Below are 16,794 nucleotides of genomic sequence, written 5' to 3' on the forward strand. Positions count from 1 at the left end.
GACCGTGAAACGACTCTACGCCGATGATAGTGCGGATTCCCGTGTGAAAGTAGGTAATCGTCAGGCTCCCTAAGCCAGAAACCCCCGCCCGAAAGGCGGGGGTTTTTGCATTGGCGCGAAGGAAATGCGCGCCGAATGGCTGGTGACGACGCATCCAGCACCCACCTTTTGACGACACCTCCACTCAAGAAACGACAACCGTAAATTCGATGCCCGATTCAAAGTCCAGCGTCGTGGTCGAAAATCGCGGATCGTCGTCGAGGTAGTGCTTGTACGGTCGAACGGCGTCCTCGGCTGTATACATGTTGTCGGCCAGTACCACCGATCCCGGGCGCAGCAGTCGCTCGATCTGCTTGAACAGTTTCAGATAGGCGTCGGCCCATACGTCGATAAATACCAGGTCGAACGTACCGTCCAGCTCGGCAACGGTGTCGAATACGTTGCCCTCCCGCATGTCCACATAGGCGTCCAGGCCCGCTGTTCTGACGTGCGCGCGCAGATGTGCACACTTCAGCGCATCGCACTCGGTCGCCACGACCACGCCTCGGCCCAAGGTACGCAGCGCCTCGGCGAAATACAGGGTGGACACGCCGCGGGAGCTGCCGAGTTCGAGGATTCTCGCCGGCCGTCGCGAAAGCACCATGTTGCGCAAGAATCTTCCCGTTTCCGCCGACACGGCCAACGATAGCGGACTGCCTTCCGAGGTCGCGAAGTCGTCGGTGGACAGCCCGAGATTCTCGAGAAACCGTCCACGCAGCCGAGGCGCAAGCGCCTCGTATTCATCGCCAAGCGACAGGAACGCTTCGTCCGATCCCTCGAACTGCGCGCGGGCGCGCGCGATGATTTCCGCGCGGCTCTCCTCATGAAGCCGTTGCAGAAGAGCAATGGTGGATGAAGCCATAAGTTTCCCTTGAAGAGATTGATGAAGTCGACGCGGTATCCGGCGATCGCCCGCTCCGCCAGGCTTCCTGTACTGTCGTTCCGTCATCGATGCGCCCAGGCGGCGCTACGACCTGCGGGCGAGCGTGATGGCGCGTTCGGGACACGCCGTCACGCAAAGTCCGCATGAACGGCAGGCTTGCGCATTCGGCGTGTAGGCGACTGTCATTCCGTGCACGCGCTGCTTCAGGCGATGCATCAAACCGAGGCCGAGGTAATCGGCGTTGTCGATGCGCCGGATCTCGAACACGTTCTCGGGGCAAACGGCAACGCAATCCCCCTTGCCCTCGCAACGTTTCAGATCGACGATCGGCGCAATCACCCCCGGCTTCTGCTTGCAGTCGCCTGTCGAGTTCTCGCGCATGCTCACTCTCCCGCACGCGGGTTGCTGTCCGATCGCCATGCGGCCCGAAAACGCTCGCGTTCTTCCGGCGTCATCGATTCCCACTTGCGCCAGTGGCGCCGGCCGTGCCAGCCGCGGTGCCCGCGGAATCCGCCGAACAGAATGCGGCTCAACACGAGCAGGCCCAGCGCATGGGCAAAGTCGATCGTACGGGCGCCGACGAACAGGGCCGGCATCACCCAGTTCCACAGCATCATGACGACCCATCCGAGCACGCCTATGGCGATCACCACGAGCAGCGCCTTGCCGGCACATCTGATTCGAAAATTCATCCGTCGACTCCGTTAGTTATCCAGTTCGTCATAAATGGGCTGCAGTCGGGCGCGCAGATGCAAGACCGCATAACGTTTGCGCGCGAGCAGGGTATTGAGCGCGATACCGCTTTGCGCGGTCATCTCCTTGAATGACTGCCCTTCCAGTTCATGCGCGATGAAAACCTCACGCTGATTGGGTGGCAACTCGTCGAGTGCATCCTGCAAGGCCTTGAGCACCAGCGTGCGCGCGTAGCGTGCTTCGGGGCCGGCATCGTGCGCCGGGAGCGCGAGGTCCAGTCGATACTCGCTGTTCGCTTCGTCCTCGGCGTCGAGCAATTCGGTCAGCGGCTGCTCTTTCTTCTTGCGAAAACGATCGATGATGCGGTTGCGCGCAGTACGGAAAAGCCACGCGCTCGCCTGTTCGATGGGGGCAGGCAGGCGATAGGCCTGCACGAATTCATGAAACACATCCTGCAGGATGTCTTCGGCATCGTCCGGGTCGCGGATCCGGCGCCGGATGAAATTCACTAGTCTCGTTCGTTCACGCATCACCGTCGCCGTGATGTCGCGGTCTGGGTCGGTCATCATGTGCGAAGTGGGTGGCGATTCCATGCCTGTGAAGACGTTTCAGGCGCCGGAATATTGTGGCGCGTGTGAAAATTCGCTGCCGGGCACATCTCTGCCATGCGCCACCGACAGTCGGCACGGTAGCCCGGTCTTGCCGAATCGGTCCCGTCTTCCTCCCGCGACTCCGCAACCCGGCCGGTCCCTTATCCGAACTGGTCTGGCCAGTCAGGCCTTAAGTTCTCCCGACCGCTGTCGTTAAACAGGACGTTGCCGGCCTCCGGCGACCCCATTCAAATAACGCGGTAATGGAGATCGAAGTCATCATGCTGTCCTCGATTCGTGCTCGGATACTTGCGACCTGCGTCGCCATCGTGGTCACGGCGCTGGCCGTGACGGGGGGGCTGGTCTATTACGTCGTCAAGAACCACAACGACGAGGCCATCGACCAGAATCACAAGTCGATCCTCGCCGGTCACGCGCTGGCGATCAACGAATGGGTGGCCAGCAGAGCACGGGAAACCCAGGCACTCGCCGACACGATCGCGATCGGCGAAGGCGACCCGCTGCCGGCGTTGAAGCTGCTCGGCAAGTCGGGCGGTTTCGAGGTGCTGACGCTCGGCCTGCCGGACAAGACCGCGTTCTCGAACGTCCCGCTCGCGCCCGGCTACGACCCGACCGCACGCCCCTGGTACAAGCAGGCCGTCAGCGCGGGCCAGCTGGTCGTGACGGCGCTCTACCGTGATGCAACGACGGGCAAGCCGGCGGTTGCGTTTGCGGTGCCCGTGGTACGCGACGGCACGGTGAAGGGCGTACTGGCCGCCAGCCTGTTCATGGAGAGCGTGAGCGCGATCGTCACCTCCGTTCACCCGACACCGGCGAGCTTCGCATTCCTGGTGGACAAGAGCGGCCGCGTGATCGCGTCGGCCAAGACCGACCTGATCATGAAGCCCGCGACCGGTCTTTCGCCGGTGCTCGATTCCGAACACCTCGGCGCGCTGCAGTCGGCATCCGCGCCCGTCGCGGTCGACGTCGACGGGGCCACCAAGCTGGTGCGCGCACAGCCGATCGCCGGCACCGACTGGTCGCTGGTGCTCGCGCTCGACAAGGCGGACGTGACGGCCGGCATGCGTGCGGTCGCGACGACGACGCTGGCTGCCATCCTGATCGTTGCCGTCATCGCGGCGGCACTCGTCGGCGCGATGACGAACGCGGCCTTCAAACGCATTCTGCTGGTTCGCGATGCGCTCACGGACGTCTCGAGCGGTAGCGGCGACCTGACGAAACGCCTGCCTGCCGACGGCGCGGACGAAGCTGCGCAGATCGCGCATGCGTTCAACCTGTTCGCCGAAAAGATCAGCACGATCCTGCTGCAGATTCGCGAGTTCAGCGAGTCCGTCAACCTGGCGAGCGCCGAGATTGCGCAGGGCAACCAGGATCTGTCGAGCCGGACCGAACATGCGGCGTCGAGCCTTCAGGAAACGGCCGCCGCGCTCGAGGAAATCGCCGGCACGGCCCGCAACTCGGCCGATGCGGCAAGCCAGGTGAGCCGTCTGGCGGAATCCGCGTCGAACGTCGCGCTGCGCGGCGGCTCGGTCGTGAGCGAGGTCGTGTCGACGATGAACGACATCACGCAAGCGTCCGGCGAGATCGCCAATATCGTCGGCGTGATCGACGGCATCGCGTTCCAGACCAACATCCTCGCGTTGAACGCCGCCGTCGAGGCAGCACGCGCGAACGAGCACGGCCGTGGCTTCGCGGTCGTCGCGGGCGAGGTGCGTGCACTCGCGCAACGTAGCGCGCAGGCCGCCAAGGAGATCAAGCAACTGATTCACTCGTCGGTCGAGAAGATCGAAGGCGGCTCCGGACTCGTCCAGACGGCCGGCGCGACGATGGACGAAATCGTCGCGGGCGTGCGCAGCATCACGGGCGTGATCGCCGAGATTACCGTCGCGGCAAAGGAGCAGAGCACGGGTCTCGAACAGGTGAATCAGGCCGTGTCGCATCTCGACGATGCGACGCAGCAGAATGCGGCGCTCGTCGAGCAGTCGGCCGCCGCGGCGACGTTGCTGCGCGAGCAGGCCGCCAGGCTCGCGCAGACGGTCGGCGAGTTCAAGCTCGAGGACCATCGTGCATCGACGTCGCAGCCGGCCTGACGAGGCGCGATACCGGCTGCGTCCATCCGCGACATGGGCGGGCGCAGCGTCCTTCGCGCGTGCGTGACTGTCCGGTCAGCCGGAATCGCGCGCAGCCTACATGACCTGCGAAGCATGTCCGGCGACGACGCGCCAGCCGGCGCCCGAGCGGCGCCAGAGACGCGTATAGGCGAACGTGCCGTTGAACGCCGCGCCATCGAAATGGCCGGCGAGTGTCGCTTTCGTCGTGGTCAGGATCATCGCTTCGATCGCGCATGCGCGCATCTCGTGGACGTCGAGCTTCTCCAGGCGCAGAAGCTTCGAGCGATGCGCGGACAGATCGTCCTCCTTCGAGATGACCTGGCCGGTCGGGACGGTGAACACCAGCTCGTCGTCCAGCAGCGCGTCGAGCGCGTCGATATCGTTGACCAGCATCGCCGCGCGTAACGCGGTTTCAAACGGTTCGATGACGGTACGGATTGCTTCCATGTCGGATCCTCGCTGGGTTGTGACTGCACACGCAATGGCGACGGACAAAGCCTACCGCGCATTCGACAGTGCCTGGCTACGGACGAACCGGCGAGCCGGCTCGGCGGTGCGGACGTGTCGCGGATCGTTGGCCTGTCGCTGACGTCGCTCGTCCATGACGCGGGCCGCAAGCCGTTCTCGCGGCCGCTGCGAGGTGCCGCGGCGAGCGTCGACCGGATTGCCCGGAGAGTCGGCGCCCGGTTGACGTTACAGCGTGAGCGTCCGCAGGCGTTCGACTTGTGCTTCGAGCCCGAGGTCATGGGCGGCGTGCTTCACGGCTCCGCCTTCGCCGCATGCACGTCACGCCGGAACGCGCCGGGGCTCGTGCCCGTCCATTTGCGAAACGCGCGATGGAACGCGCTCGGCTCGGTGAAACCGAGTTCGGCCGCGATCTCCGCGACGCTGAGCGCGTGCCCGCGCAGCAGCGACTGGGCCAGCGCGCCGCGCAGCTCGTCCTTGATCGCCGCGAAGCTTTGTCCTTCGCTGCGCAAGCGCCGCCGCAGCGTCGCCGGCGTCGTGCCGAGGCGAACGGCCAGCGCATCGAAGTCGGGCCACTCGGCGGCTGGCAGCGCTTTCAGGTGCGCGCGCGTCTTCGCGACCCAGCCGGTATCGTGCCGGTAGCGGACCAGCAGGTTGCCGGGCGCGCCGCGCAGGAAGGCTTTCAGCGCCTGCGCGGAGCGGATCGTCGGCAGCGCGAGGTACGCGGCGTTGAACGCGAGCCGGCTGTCGGGCCGGTCGAAATGCACGGGCACGCCGAAGAACTGGTGATAGTCGCTGCGCTGATCGGGGCTCGGGCACGCGAAATCGATACGCTGCAGCGGAATGCGCCGGCCGGTCAGCCAGCACGCCACGCCGAGCAGGATCAGCCAGAACGTCCGGTACGCGAACGCCGGATACGGCGCGCCCGACTGCGTCAGCACGATCTGCGCCTGCCCGTCGGCCACGACGAGCTCGCCATGCGGCTCGTCGAGCACCACGCGCATGAACTGCAGCGCACGCCGCAACGCCTGCTCGAGCGTGCCGGCGTGCAGCACCGCGTGGCAGAGCAGCGTGAAGCTGCCTTGCCGCATCGGGCGCGCGGCGAGGCCGAAGAATTCGTCGTCGAGCGTGCCGGCGATCGCCAGCCACAGCCGGCCGTACTGCTGCGGCGTGACGGGCTCGTGCACGGTGGCCGGCAGGCCGGCGGCGCGCAGCACCGGTTCCGTCGGCAACCCGCGCCGGCGCAGGCACGCGAGCGCATCGTCGACGAAATCCGGCGAAATCATCTGCGGCCCCATTTTTTTGCATCCTCCCGACATGGCAAAAGCGATCACGATTCTAGATTCTGTTTGTCATTGATTGCAATGTGCGGGCTGTCTACTATCGAGATATCCCCCGTCGCGCCCCTGGCTCGCCGGCGGCTATAACACACAGGAGACACGCATGCCTGATGGAGCTACCGCCCGGGCGGTGCCGGCCTACGCCGACGCCGTGGCCCGGTTCAGTATCGAGACCGCCGCCGCGCAGTTGCACGGCGACCTGGAGCGCGGCCTGAACGCGTGCGTCGAATGCTGCGACCGGCACGCGACGGCGGACGCGGTCGCCCTCGACTGGATCGACATCGGCGGGCAGCACCACCGCTTCACGTTCGCGCAGATGCAGGCGCTGTCGGCCCGGGTCGCGAACCTGCTCGTCGCGCAGGGCGTGAAGCCGGGCGACGTCGTGGCCGGCATGCTGCCGCGCACGCCCGAGCTCGTCGCGACGATCCTCGGCACGTGGCGCGCGGGCGCCGTCTATCAGCCGCTGTTTACCGCGTTCGGCCCGAAGGCGATCGAGCACCGGCTGCGTATGAGCCATGCACGCGTCGTCGTGACCAACGTCGCGAATCGCGCGAAGCTCGACGAGATCGCCGATTGCCCGCCGGTCGCGACGGTGCGCGAAGCAGGCGAGACGCTGCCGGCGCACGACATCGATTTCCGCGCGGCGCTCGATGCGCAGGCCGATACGTTCGAACCCGTGCTGCGCAAGGGCACGGACCTGTTCATGATGATGTCGACGTCGGGCACGACGGGCTTGCCGAAGGGCGTGCCGGTGCCGTTGTACGCGCTGCTCGCGTTCGGTGCGTACATGCGCGAGGCGGTCGACCTGCGCGCCGGCGACCGGTTCTGGAACATCGCCGATCCGGGCTGGGCGTACGGCCTCTATTACGCGATCACGGGCCCGCTGCTGCTCGGCCATGCGACGACGCTCCACGAGGGCGGCTTCACGGTCGACAGCACGTACGACGTGATCGAGCGGCTCGGCATCACGAGCCTGGCCGGCTCGCCGACCGCGTACCGAATGCTGATGGCCGCCGGGCCGGAGGCGGCCGCGCGCGTGAAGGGCAAGCTGCGCGTGGTGAGCAGTGCGGGCGAACCGCTGAATCCGGAAGTCGTGCGCTGGTTCGACGCGGCGCTCGGCGCGCCGATCTACGATCACTACGGCCAGACCGAACTCGGGATGGTCGTGAACAACCATCACGGTCTTGCGCACGCGGTGCATGTCGGTTCGGCCGGCTTCGCGATGCCGGGCTACCGCGTCGCGGTGCTCGACGAGTCGGGTCGCGAGCTCGGCCCCGGCGAACCCGGCAACCTCGCGATCGACATCGCGCGCTCGCCGCTGCTGTGGTTCCACGGCTACTGGCAGCAGGACACGCCGGCGATCGCGGGCGGCTACTACCGGACCGGCGACAACGTCGAGCTGGAGCCGGACGGCACCGTGAGCTTCATCGGCCGCGCGGACGACGTGATCACGTCGTCCGGCTACCGGATCGGCCCGTTCGACGTGGAAAGCGCGCTGATCGAGCATCCGGCCGTCAGCGAAGCCGCGGTGATCGGCGTGCCCGATCCGGAGCGCACGGAGATCGTGAAGGCGTTCGTCGTCCTGTCGAAAGGCTTCGACGGCACGCCGGAACTGGCCGAGGAATTGAGCCTGCATGTGAAGCGGCGGCTGTCCGCTCACGCGTATCCGCGCGCGATCGACTTCGTCGACGCGCTGCCGAAAACCCCGAGCGGCAAGATCCAGCGCTTCGTACTGCGCAAGATGGAAGCCGAGAAGGCCGCTCAACCCTGAATACGGACTGCGAATGAATATCAAGGATCGCGTTTTTCTGATTACGGGCGCCGGTTCGGGCCTCGGCGCCGCGGTGGCGCGCATGGTCGTCGAGCAAGGCGGCAAGGCCGTGCTGCTGGACGTCAATGACGATGCGGGCACGAGCCTCGCGCACGAACTCGGCACGGCCGCACGCTTCGTGAAGACCGACGTGACGAGCGAGGCCGACGGCCAGGCGGCCGTCGCCGCCGCGCGCGACGCGTTCGGCCGCATCGACGCGCTGGTCAATTGCGCGGGCGTCGCGCCGGGCGAGAAGGTCGTCGGCCGCGACGGCCCGCACTCGCTCGACCGTTTCGCGCGTGCGGTGTCGATCAACCTGGTCGGCACCTTCAACATGATCCGGCTGGCCGCCGAAGCGATGTCGAAGCAGGACGCCGATGCGGAAGGCGAGCGCGGCGTGATCGTCAACACCGCATCGGTCGCGGCGTTCGACGGGCAGATCGGGCAGGCGGCGTATGCTGCGTCGAAGAGCGGCGTGGTGGGCATGACGCTGCCGATCGCGCGCGAACTCGCGCGCTTCGGCATTCGCGTCGTGACGGTCGCGCCGGGCATCTTCGCGACGCCGATGATGGCCGGCATGCCGCAGGACGTGCAGGACGCGCTCGGCAAGAGCGTGCCGTTCCCGCCGCGGCTCGGCCGCCCGGAAGAATTTGCGGCGCTGGTGCGCCACATCGCCGAGAACACGATGCTGAACGGCGAAGTCATCCGTCTCGATGGCGCGTTGCGCATGGCACCGCGCTGACACTGGAGGAAGCGAATCATGACGACTCAGGATCCGATCGTAATCGTTGGCACGGCGCGTACGCCGATGGGTGGCTTTCAGGGCGACCTGGCGGCAGCCAGCGCGAGCGACCTCGGCGCGGTGGCGATTCGTGCGGCGCTCGAACGCGCGAACGTGCCGGCCGAACGCATCGACGAAATCGTGTTCGGCTGCGTGCTGCCGGCCGGCCAGGGCCAGGCGCCGGCGCGGCAGGCCGCGCTGAAGGCAGGGCTGCCGCTCGGCGCGGGCGCGACCACGGTCAACAAGATGTGCGGTTCGGGGATGAAGGCCGCGATGTTCGCGCATGACCTGCTGCTGGCCGGTTCGGCGGCGGTAGCCGTCGCGGGCGGGATGGAGAGCATGACGAATGCGCCGTACCTGCTGCCGAAGGCACGCGCGGGCATGCGCATGGGTCACGGACAGGTGCTCGACCACATGTTCCTCGACGGGCTCGAGGACGCGTACGAGAAGGGCCGCCTGATGGGCACGTTCGCCGAGGATTGCGCGCAGGCGTACCAGTTCACGCGCGAGGCGCAGGACGCGTTCGCGATCGCGTCGCTGACGCGCGCGCAGCGCGCGATTGCCGAAGGGCGCTTCGTGTCGGAGATCGCACCGGTGACCGTGAAGGCCGGCAAGACGGAAAGCGTCGTGTCGATCGACGAGCAGCCGGGCAACGCGAAGCTCGACAAGATTCCGACGCTGAAGCCGGCGTTTCGCGAAGGCGGCACGGTGACGGCAGCGAACGCGTCGTCGATCTCGGACGGCGCGGCCGCGCTCGTGATGATGCGCCGCTCGGAAGCCGAGAGCCTCGGCCTCACGCCGAAGGCCGTGATCGTCGGGCATTCGACGTTTGCGGACAAGCCCGGCCTGTTCGCGACCGCGCCGATCGGCGCGCTGCGCAAGCTGTCGGAGAAGACCGGTTGGAGCCTGCGCGACGTCGACCTGTTCGAGATCAACGAAGCGTTCGCGGTGGTGCCGATGGCCGCGATGCGCGACCTCGACCTGCCGCACGAGAAGGTCAACGTGCACGGCGGCGCGTGCGCGCTCGGGCATCCGATCGGCGCATCGGGTGCGCGCGTGATGGTGACGCTGCTGGCCGCGCTCGAAACGTATGGATTGAAGCGCGGCGTCGCATCGCTGTGCATCGGCGGCGGCGAGGCGACGGCGATCGCGATCGAGCGCATCGCGTAACGCATCGCGGATCACGCACGCTGCAACGCGGGCGACGGGTATCGTGCAAGGCGGACTTGCGCGATACCCGTCGCCCGATTTTCATTCCGGAGAACCAGGCTTCGGCGACACCGCGCCGCACGCACGAATCACGAGCTGCACGACCTGCTCGGTCTTCTCGTCGAACGTCTTCTTCGTGAACGTGCGCTTGCCGCTCAGCGCGCGGATCTGCGCATCGAAATCCGCGTAGTGCTGCGTGGTTGCCCAGATCAGGTACATCAGCGCATGCGCGTCGATCGGCGCGAGCAGCCCACGTGCGATCCAGCCGTCGATCACGCTCACGCGCGTGTCGAACCACGGCTTCACGCGTTCCGACAGGATGTCCTGCATGTGCTCGGCGCCGTGGATGATCTCGTTGGCCCAGACCTTCGAGCCGAGCGGGCGCCGCTGCGACAGCGCCATCTTCGCGCGCACGTAGCCGCCGATCGCCTCCACCGGATCGTCGCCGCCTTCGAACGAGCCGGCCGCGCGATGCCAATCCTCGAACAGGTCTTCGAGCACGCGGCGGTACAGCGCGAGCTTCGTCGGAAAGTAGTAATGCAGGTTCGCTTTCGGCAGGCCGGCGCGCTCCGCGATCATCGCGGTGCTTGCGCCGTCGAGCCCGCGTTCGGCGAACACGGCCTCCGCACAGGCGAGCAGATGCGCCTCGTTGGACTCGCGGATGTGTGCCTTGCGTCGCCGCATCGGGGCGGACGTTTCGTCGCTGTCGGTGGCTTCGGCTGCCGCCTCGTCATGTCTCATCGTTACCCTCGCGCGGCGGGCATGCCGCGTTGGGCTTCATTCTAGCTGCTGATCCGCGTCGAACGCACGCGTGCGGATACCGCGCATCCGCTGCGATGCTGCGTTGCGATGGCACGTTTCTCGCTCTGTCGATTCCCTGAAGAAAGACATTGCGCTGGTCATTTTGATCGTCTAAAACCTGTCCAATCGGACAGGATTCAACGTACTTCGCGAGCGACCGCGGCATGCACCACCCAAGGGCGGGCGTGCGCCGAAACAGGCATGACATGCACCGGCACAGACCGGCTGACGACATCACCGACCCCACAGGAGCGATACGAATGAATGCGGTATCGGAAACAGTGAAGCGGGCAGTGTTCGACACGTCGATCAAGGTCGACGGGAAGCGGTTGTGGGACAGCCTGATGGAGGTGGCGAAGATCGGCGCAACGCCGAAAGGCGGCGTGTGCCGCCTCGCGCTGACGGATCTCGACAAGGCCGGCCGCGACCTGATCGTCGGCTGGGCGAAGGACGCCGGCTGCACGGTGACGGTCGATACGATGGGCAACGTGTTCATGCGGCGCGCAGGCCGCGTGGCCGACGCGGCGCCGGTCGTCACGGGCTCGCACGCGGATTCGCAGCCGACCGGCGGCCGCTTCGACGGCATCTACGGCGTGCTTGGCGGCCTCGAGGTGATTCGCAGTCTCAACGATCGCGGGATCGAGACCGAGCATCCGGTCGAGGTCGTGATCTGGACCAACGAGGAGGGCTCGCGCTTCGCGCCCGCGATGGTCGCATCCGGCGTGTTCGCCGGCGTGTTTTCGCTCGAATACGGGCTGTCGCGCAAGGACGTCGACGGCAAGACGATCGGCGAGGAGCTGGCGCGCATCGGCTACGCGGGCGAGGTGCCGTGCGGCGGGCGCAAGCTGCATGCGGCGTTCGAACTGCATATCGAGCAGGGGCCGATTCTCGAAGCGGAATGCAAGACGATCGGCGTCGTGACCGACGCACAGGGGCAGCGCTGGTACGAGGTCACGTTCACTGGCCAGGAAGCCCATGCGGGGCCGACGCCGATGCCGCGTCGACGTGACGCGCTGCTCGGCGCGTCGCGCGTGGTCGATCTCGTCAACCGGATCGGCCTCGATCATGCGCCGTTCGGCTGCGCGACGGTCGGCATGATGCAGGTTCACCCGAACTCGCGCAACGTGATTCCGGGCCGCGTGTTCTTCACCGTCGATTTCCGGCATCCGGACGACGCGGTGCTCGCGAAGATGGATGCCGCACTGCGCGACGGCGTCGCGCGCATCGCGGCCGACATCGGGCTCGAAACGGCACTCGAGCAGATCTTCTATTACAAGCCGGTCGCATTCGATGCCGCCTGCGTTGAGGCCGTGCGCGGCGCGGCCGATCGCTTCGGCTACTCGCATCGCGACATCGTATCGGGCGCCGGGCACGACGCGTGCTATCTCGCGCAGGTCGCGCCGACGTCGATGGTGTTCGTGCCGTGCGTCGACGGCATCAGCCACAACGAGATCGAGGACGCGACGCCTGCATGGATCGAGGCCGGCGCGAACGTGCTGCTGCACGCGATGCTGTCGCGCGCATGCGAGCCGGCTTCATGACGCATCGACCGTAGCAGCCGTAAGGCTGCGTATCGCCTGATTGCAGGATTCCTCAGCATGACCGCCCCGACTGTGCATTCGCAGCCGGCGGGGACGGCTTTGTCTCCACTCAGTCGAAGGAACGCGTATGACCACCAAGCCAACCGGCGATATCGCCGCGCATCGCCTGTCGTCCACGCAACTCTCGTGCGAATTCGCCGATATCGCGCCGCTGCTCGATCCGACTGCCGCTGCCGCCGCTGCAAGCCGCTGCCACTACTGCTACGACGCGCCGTGCGTGCAGGCGTGCCCGACGCAGATCGACATCCCGAGCTTCATCCGCAAGATCGGCAACGGCAACCTGAAGGGTGCCGCGACCGACATCCTGTCCGCGAATCCGCTCGGCGGGATGTGCGCACGCGTATGCCCGACCGAGATCCTGTGCGAAGGCGCATGCGTGCGGAATCACCAGGATGCGCAGCCCGTCGCGATCGGCGCGCTGCAGCGGCATGCGACCGACTGGGCGATGGAAACCGGTGCGGTGCAGTTCCGGCGCGCGCCCGACACGGGCCGCCACGTCGCGGTGGTCGGCGCGGGGCCGGCCGGGCTCGCGTGCGCGCACCGGCTCGCGCTGGCCGGGCATCGCGTCACGCTGTTCGACGCGCGCCCGAAGGCCGGCGGCCTCAACGAATACGGGATCGCCGCGTACAAGACCGTCGACGATTTCGCGCAGCGCGAAGTCGAGTGGCTGCTGTCGGTGGGCGGCATCACGCTGGAAACGGGTGTCGCGCTCGGCCGCGACGTGACGCTCGACGCGCTGCGCGAGCAGCACGATGCGGTGTTTCTCGCGATGGGCCTCGGCGGTGTGCGGGCGCTCGCGATCGACGGCGAGCAACTGGGCGGCGTGATGAACGCGGTCGACTTCATCGAGCAGGTGCGGCAGGCCGACGGGCTGGAGAACGTGCCGGTCGGGCGGCGCGTGGTCGTGATCGGCGGCGGCAATACGGCCATCGATGCATCCGTGCAGAGCCGCAAGCTCGGCGCCGAGCGCGTGACGATGGTGTATCGGCGCGGCGTCGACGCGATGAGCGCGACGTGGGCCGAGCGCGAATTTGCGCAGAAGAGCGGCGTGGCGCTCGTCACGCACGCGAAGCCCGTGCGCATCGCGGGCGCGAACGGGCAGGTGACGGGCGTCGAATTCGAGACCGCATCGGGCGAGTGCTTCACCGTCGATGCGGACATGGTGCTGAAGGCGATCGGCCAGACGCTGGCGCCGGACGGTGCCGCGGCCGCGTTGCTGACGGCCGACGGCACGCGCATCGCGGTGGCCGCGGACGGGCGCACGGCGCTGCCCGACGTATGGGCCGGCGGCGACTGCGCGGCGACGGACGGCATCGACCTCACGGTGCAGGCCGTGCAGGACGGCAAGCGCGCGGCCGCGTCGATCGACGCGGCGCTCGCCGCCCGCGACGCGAAGGCGGCCTGAACGCGCGGCGTACCACGCACACCGAACACGACCCCATTCTCACGGAGCCGACCATGGCCGACCTTCGCTGCACCATCGCAGGCATCACTTCGCCGAATCCCTTCTGGCTGGCGTCGGCACCGCCGACCGACAAGGCCTACAACGTCAACCGCGCATTCGAGGCGGGCTGGGGCGGCGTCGTCTGGAAGACGCTCGGGCTCGATCCGCATGTCGTCAACGTCAGTTCGCGCTACGGCGCCGTGCAGTGGAACGGCCAGCGCATCGCGGGGCTGAACAACATCGAGCTGATCACCGACCGTCCGCTGGACGTGAACCTGAGGGAGATCGCGCAGGTGAAGCGCGATTGGCCGGACCGCGCGCTGATCGTATCGCTGATGGTGCCGTGCAACGAACGCGACTGGAAGTGGATCCTGCCGCTCGTCGAGGATACCGGGGCCGATGCGGTCGAACTCAACTTCGGCTGCCCGCACGGGATGAGCGAGCGCGGGATGGGTGCGGCCGTCGGGCAAGTGCCCGAGTACGTCGAGATGGTCACGCGCTGGGTGAAGGAAGGCACGAAGCTGCCGTGCCTCGTGAAGCTCACGCCGAACATCAGCGACATCCGGATGGGGTCGCGCGCCGCGTACAAGGGCGGCGCGGACGGCGTGTCGCTGATCAACACGATCAACTCGATCGTCGCGGTCGATCTCGACCAGATGGCGCCGATGCCGACCGTCGACGGCAAGGGCACGCACGGCGGTTATTGCGGGCCGGCCGTGAAGCCGATCGCGCTGAACATGGTCGCCGAGATCGCACGCGATCCGGAAACGCCGAACCTGCCGATCTCGGGCATCGGCGGCATCTCGTCCTGGCGCGACGCGGCCGAGTTCATGGTGCTCGGCGCCGGCAGCGTGCAGGTGTGCACCGCGGCGATGCATTACGGATTCCGGATCGTATCGGACCTTGCCGACGGGCTGTCGAACTGGATGGACGAGAAGGGCTATGCGACGCTCGACGACATTCGCGGCCGCGCAGTGCCGAACGTGACCGACTGGAAATACCTGAACCTGAAGTACGACATCAAGGCGCGCATCGACCAGGACCGGTGCATCCAGTGCGGGCTGTGCCATATCGCGTGCGAGGACACGTCGCACCAGGCGATCACCGCGACGAAGGACGGCGTGCGGCACTTCGAAGTAGTCGATTCGGAGTGCGTCGGGTGCAATCTTTGCATGCATGTGTGTCCGGTCGAGCAATGCATCACGATGGAGCGTGTCGATTCGGGCGACTACGCGAACTGGACCACGCATCCGAACAATCCGGCGAGCGCGGATGCCGGAGCCGGTGCGGGCACCGCGGCGCCACCGGAGAAACACGCGAAGGCGGCCTGACCGGCGTTCGGCGGCGCGGGAGATCCGGTGCCGCCGCTTTTCGTTGTCCCCTGGGCCGGCATCAGGCGATGCCGGTACTGACGTTTCTCGTGGAGTGCGATCGATGACATCCGCAGCGAATCCCGCCGATCCCGACAGCGCCGCGGCGCCGGGCGGCAGCCTGTACAACGACGACCTCGCGCCGACGACGCCGGCGCAGCGCACGTGGAAGTGGTATCACTTCGCGGCGCTATGGGTCGGGATGGTGATGAACATCGCGTCGTACATGCTCGCGGCCGGGCTGATCCAGGAGGGCATGTCGCCGTGGCAGGCGGTGATGACGGTGCTGCTCGGCAACCTGATCGTGCTCGTGCCGATGCTGCTGATCGGCCATGCGGGTGCGAAGCACGGGATTCCGTACGCGGTGCTCGTGCGTGCGTCGTTCGGCACGCAGGGCGCGAAGCTGCCTGCGCTGTTGCGCGCGATCGTCGCATGCGGCTGGTATGGCATCCAGACCTGGCTCGGCGGCAGCGCGATCTACACGTTGCTGAATATCCTGACCGGCAACGCGCTGCACGGTGATGCGCTGCCGCTCGTCGGCATCTCGTTCGGGCAACTCGCGTGCTTCCTCGTGTTCTGGGTGCTGCAGCTGTACTTCATTTGGCACGGCACCGATTCGATCCGCTGGCTCGAAAGCTGGTCCGCGCCGATCAAGGTCGTGATGTGCGTGGCGCTCGTGTGGTGGGCGACGTCGAAGGCAGGCGGCTTCGGCTCGATGCTGTCGGCGCCGTCGCAGTTCGCGGCGGGCGGCAAGAAGGCCGGGCTGTTCTGGGCGACGTTCTGGCCGGGCCTGACCGCGATGGTCGGTTTCTGGGCGACGCTCGCGCTGAACATTCCCGATTTCACGCGCTTCGCGCATTCGCAGCGCGACCAGATGATCGGGCAATCGATCGGGCTGCCGCTGCCGATGGCGCTGCTGTCGGTGGTGTCGGTCGTCGTGACGTCGGCGACCGTCGTGATCTACGGCAACGCGATCTGGGATCCGATCGACCTGACGAGCCGGATGACGGGTATCGGCGTGGGCATTGCGCTCGTGATCCTCACGCTCGACACGATGTGCTGCAACCTCGCCGCGAACCTCGTCGGCCCGGCATACGATTTCTCGAGCCTGTGGCCGAAGGCCATCTCGTACCGCGCGGGCGGGATGATCACCGCGACGATCGCGATCGTGATGATGCCGTGGAAGATCCTCGCGACGACGGACGGCTATATCTTCACCTGGCTCGTTGGCTATTCGGCGCTGCTCGGGCCCGTCGCGGGCATCCTGATGGTCGACTACTTCCTGATTCGCGGCACGCAGCTCGATACGCGCGCGCTGTTCGACGAACGCGGCGGCTTCAGCTACGCGCGCGGCTGGAACCCGGCCGCGCTGGCCGCGCTCGCGGTCGGCGTGCTGCCGAACCTGCCCGGCTTCCTGCACACGGCATTCCCGGCGTCGTTCCCGAACGTGCCGGCGTTCTTCAACACGCTTTATACGTACGCGTGGTTCGTCGGCCTCGTGCTGGCATCCGGCGTGTACGGCACCTGGATGAAGTGGCGCGCCGGACAGCGCGCGCAGATCGCGAGCGCATGACGCACACGGCATGCGATGCAGGCGCGGCATGCGGCACCCGACAGTCAACGAGGAGGCAACCAA

The 16,794-nt window shown here is 66.9% G+C and carries 15 protein-coding genes; 8 read left to right on the forward strand and 7 right to left on the reverse strand.

The window, feature by feature from the left end:
* Positions 1-184: 184 nt before the first annotated feature.
* From DIE03_RS33745 to DIE03_RS33760, 4 genes are all read right to left on the reverse strand, one after another.
* Entirely contained in the window at positions 185-901 is a 717-nt protein-coding gene (locus DIE03_RS33745) for an O-methyltransferase (RefSeq protein ID WP_124456477.1), read from the reverse strand.
* Between the two features lie 105 nt (positions 902-1,006).
* Positions 1,007-1,303: a 4Fe-4S dicluster domain-containing protein gene (locus DIE03_RS33750; RefSeq protein ID WP_124456478.1), complete on the reverse strand. Its 297-nt coding sequence runs from the start codon at positions 1,301-1,303 to the stop codon at positions 1,007-1,009.
* 2 nt (positions 1,304-1,305) lie between these two features.
* Complete coding sequence (locus DIE03_RS33755; protein WP_124456479.1) at positions 1,306-1,614, reverse strand: hypothetical protein; 309 nt, start codon at positions 1,612-1,614, stop codon at positions 1,306-1,308.
* Between the two features lie 12 nt (positions 1,615-1,626).
* Entirely contained in the window at positions 1,627-2,208 is a 582-nt protein-coding gene (locus DIE03_RS33760; protein ID WP_185658277.1) for an RNA polymerase sigma factor, read from the reverse strand.
* Positions 2,209-2,486: 278 nt separating this feature from the next.
* Here DIE03_RS33760 and DIE03_RS33765 point away from each other — a divergent pair, with 278 nt between their 5' ends.
* A complete protein-coding gene (locus DIE03_RS33765; protein ID WP_124456480.1) occupies positions 2,487-4,316 on the forward strand; it encodes a methyl-accepting chemotaxis protein in 1,830 nt (609 codons plus the stop codon).
* Positions 4,317-4,412: 96 nt separating this feature from the next.
* Here DIE03_RS33765 and DIE03_RS33770 read toward each other — a convergent pair whose 3' ends face one another.
* Both DIE03_RS33770 and DIE03_RS33780 read right to left on the reverse strand, forming a co-directional pair.
* Positions 4,413-4,784 (reverse strand): nuclear transport factor 2 family protein, encoded by a 372-nt coding sequence (locus DIE03_RS33770; RefSeq protein WP_124456481.1) that lies wholly within the window; start codon positions 4,782-4,784, stop codon positions 4,413-4,415.
* A 311-nt stretch (positions 4,785-5,095) separates the two neighbouring features.
* Positions 5,096-6,100, reverse strand: coding sequence for an AraC family transcriptional regulator (locus tag DIE03_RS33780; protein ID WP_124456482.1), 1,005 nt, complete (start codon positions 6,098-6,100; stop codon positions 5,096-5,098).
* Between the two features lie 145 nt (positions 6,101-6,245).
* Here DIE03_RS33780 and DIE03_RS33790 point away from each other — a divergent pair, with 145 nt between their 5' ends.
* Genes DIE03_RS33790 through DIE03_RS33800 form a run of 3 tightly spaced genes read left to right on the forward strand, consistent with a single transcriptional unit; the run spans position 6,246 to position 9,903 of the window.
* Positions 6,246-7,913 (forward strand): acyl-CoA synthetase, encoded by a 1,668-nt coding sequence (locus DIE03_RS33790; protein WP_124456483.1) that lies wholly within the window; start codon positions 6,246-6,248, stop codon positions 7,911-7,913.
* A gap of 13 nt (positions 7,914-7,926) precedes the next feature.
* Complete coding sequence (locus DIE03_RS33795) at positions 7,927-8,694, forward strand: 3-hydroxyacyl-CoA dehydrogenase (protein WP_124456484.1); 768 nt, start codon at positions 7,927-7,929, stop codon at positions 8,692-8,694.
* An 18-nt stretch (positions 8,695-8,712) separates the two neighbouring features.
* Positions 8,713-9,903: an acetyl-CoA C-acyltransferase gene (locus tag DIE03_RS33800; protein ID WP_124456485.1), complete on the forward strand. Its 1,191-nt coding sequence runs from the start codon at positions 8,713-8,715 to the stop codon at positions 9,901-9,903.
* An 81-nt stretch (positions 9,904-9,984) separates the two neighbouring features.
* Here the strand turns inward: DIE03_RS33800 and DIE03_RS33805 are convergent, their stop codons facing one another.
* On the reverse strand, positions 9,985-10,683 hold the full coding sequence (locus DIE03_RS33805; protein ID WP_124456486.1) for a TetR/AcrR family transcriptional regulator: 699 nt from the start codon (positions 10,681-10,683) through the stop codon (positions 9,985-9,987).
* 320 nt (positions 10,684-11,003) lie between these two features.
* Between DIE03_RS33805 and DIE03_RS33815 the strand changes: the two genes are divergently transcribed.
* From DIE03_RS33815 to DIE03_RS33830, 4 genes are all read left to right on the forward strand, one after another.
* Positions 11,004-12,284, forward strand: coding sequence for a Zn-dependent hydrolase (locus tag DIE03_RS33815; protein ID WP_124456487.1), 1,281 nt, complete (start codon positions 11,004-11,006; stop codon positions 12,282-12,284).
* A 127-nt stretch (positions 12,285-12,411) separates the two neighbouring features.
* The gene (locus DIE03_RS33820) at positions 12,412-13,749 is read left to right on the forward strand and encodes an NAD(P)-dependent oxidoreductase (RefSeq protein ID WP_124456488.1); all 1,338 of its coding nucleotides are present in this window, start codon (positions 12,412-12,414) and stop codon (positions 13,747-13,749) included.
* Between the two features lie 53 nt (positions 13,750-13,802).
* Entirely contained in the window at positions 13,803-15,119 is a 1,317-nt protein-coding gene (gene preA / locus DIE03_RS33825; RefSeq protein WP_124456489.1) for an NAD-dependent dihydropyrimidine dehydrogenase subunit PreA, read from the forward strand.
* Positions 15,120-15,222: 103 nt separating this feature from the next.
* Positions 15,223-16,731: an NCS1 family nucleobase:cation symporter-1 gene (locus DIE03_RS33830; RefSeq protein ID WP_124456490.1), complete on the forward strand. Its 1,509-nt coding sequence runs from the start codon at positions 15,223-15,225 to the stop codon at positions 16,729-16,731.
* Positions 16,732-16,794 lie beyond the last annotated feature (63 nt).

It is taken from the genome of Burkholderia sp. Bp8992 (assembly GCF_003853705.1).
Taxonomy (GTDB): Bacteria; Pseudomonadota; Gammaproteobacteria; order Burkholderiales; family Burkholderiaceae; genus Burkholderia.

Coding starts and splice junctions, on each gene's coding strand:
- DIE03_RS33770 (WP_124456481.1), bottom strand. CDS start 4,784: ATGGAAGCAATCCGTACCGTCATCGAACCGTTTGAAACCGCGTTACGC.
- DIE03_RS33805 (WP_124456486.1), bottom strand. CDS start 10,683: ATGAGACATGACGAGGCGGCAGCCGAAGCCACCGACAGCGACGAAACG.
- DIE03_RS33795 (WP_124456484.1), top strand. CDS start 7,927: ATGAATATCAAGGATCGCGTTTTTCTGATTACGGGCGCCGGTTCGGGC.
- DIE03_RS33765 (WP_124456480.1), top strand. CDS start 2,487: ATGCTGTCCTCGATTCGTGCTCGGATACTTGCGACCTGCGTCGCCATC.
- DIE03_RS33780 (WP_124456482.1), bottom strand. CDS start 6,100: ATGGGGCCGCAGATGATTTCGCCGGATTTCGTCGACGATGCGCTCGCG.
- DIE03_RS33800 (WP_124456485.1), top strand. CDS start 8,713: ATGACGACTCAGGATCCGATCGTAATCGTTGGCACGGCGCGTACGCCG.
- DIE03_RS33755 (WP_124456479.1), bottom strand. CDS start 1,614: ATGAATTTTCGAATCAGATGTGCCGGCAAGGCGCTGCTCGTGGTGATC.
- DIE03_RS33750 (WP_124456478.1), bottom strand. CDS start 1,303: ATGCGCGAGAACTCGACAGGCGACTGCAAGCAGAAGCCGGGGGTGATT.
- DIE03_RS33830 (WP_124456490.1), top strand. CDS start 15,223: ATGACATCCGCAGCGAATCCCGCCGATCCCGACAGCGCCGCGGCGCCG.
- DIE03_RS33815 (WP_124456487.1), top strand. CDS start 11,004: ATGAATGCGGTATCGGAAACAGTGAAGCGGGCAGTGTTCGACACGTCG.
- preA (WP_124456489.1), top strand. CDS start 13,803: ATGGCCGACCTTCGCTGCACCATCGCAGGCATCACTTCGCCGAATCCC.
- DIE03_RS33745 (WP_124456477.1), bottom strand. CDS start 901: ATGGCTTCATCCACCATTGCTCTTCTGCAACGGCTTCATGAGGAGAGC.
- DIE03_RS33790 (WP_124456483.1), top strand. CDS start 6,246: ATGCCTGATGGAGCTACCGCCCGGGCGGTGCCGGCCTACGCCGACGCC.
- DIE03_RS33760 (WP_185658277.1), bottom strand. CDS start 2,208: ATGGAATCGCCACCCACTTCGCACATGATGACCGACCCAGACCGCGAC.
- DIE03_RS33820 (WP_124456488.1), top strand. CDS start 12,412: ATGACCACCAAGCCAACCGGCGATATCGCCGCGCATCGCCTGTCGTCC.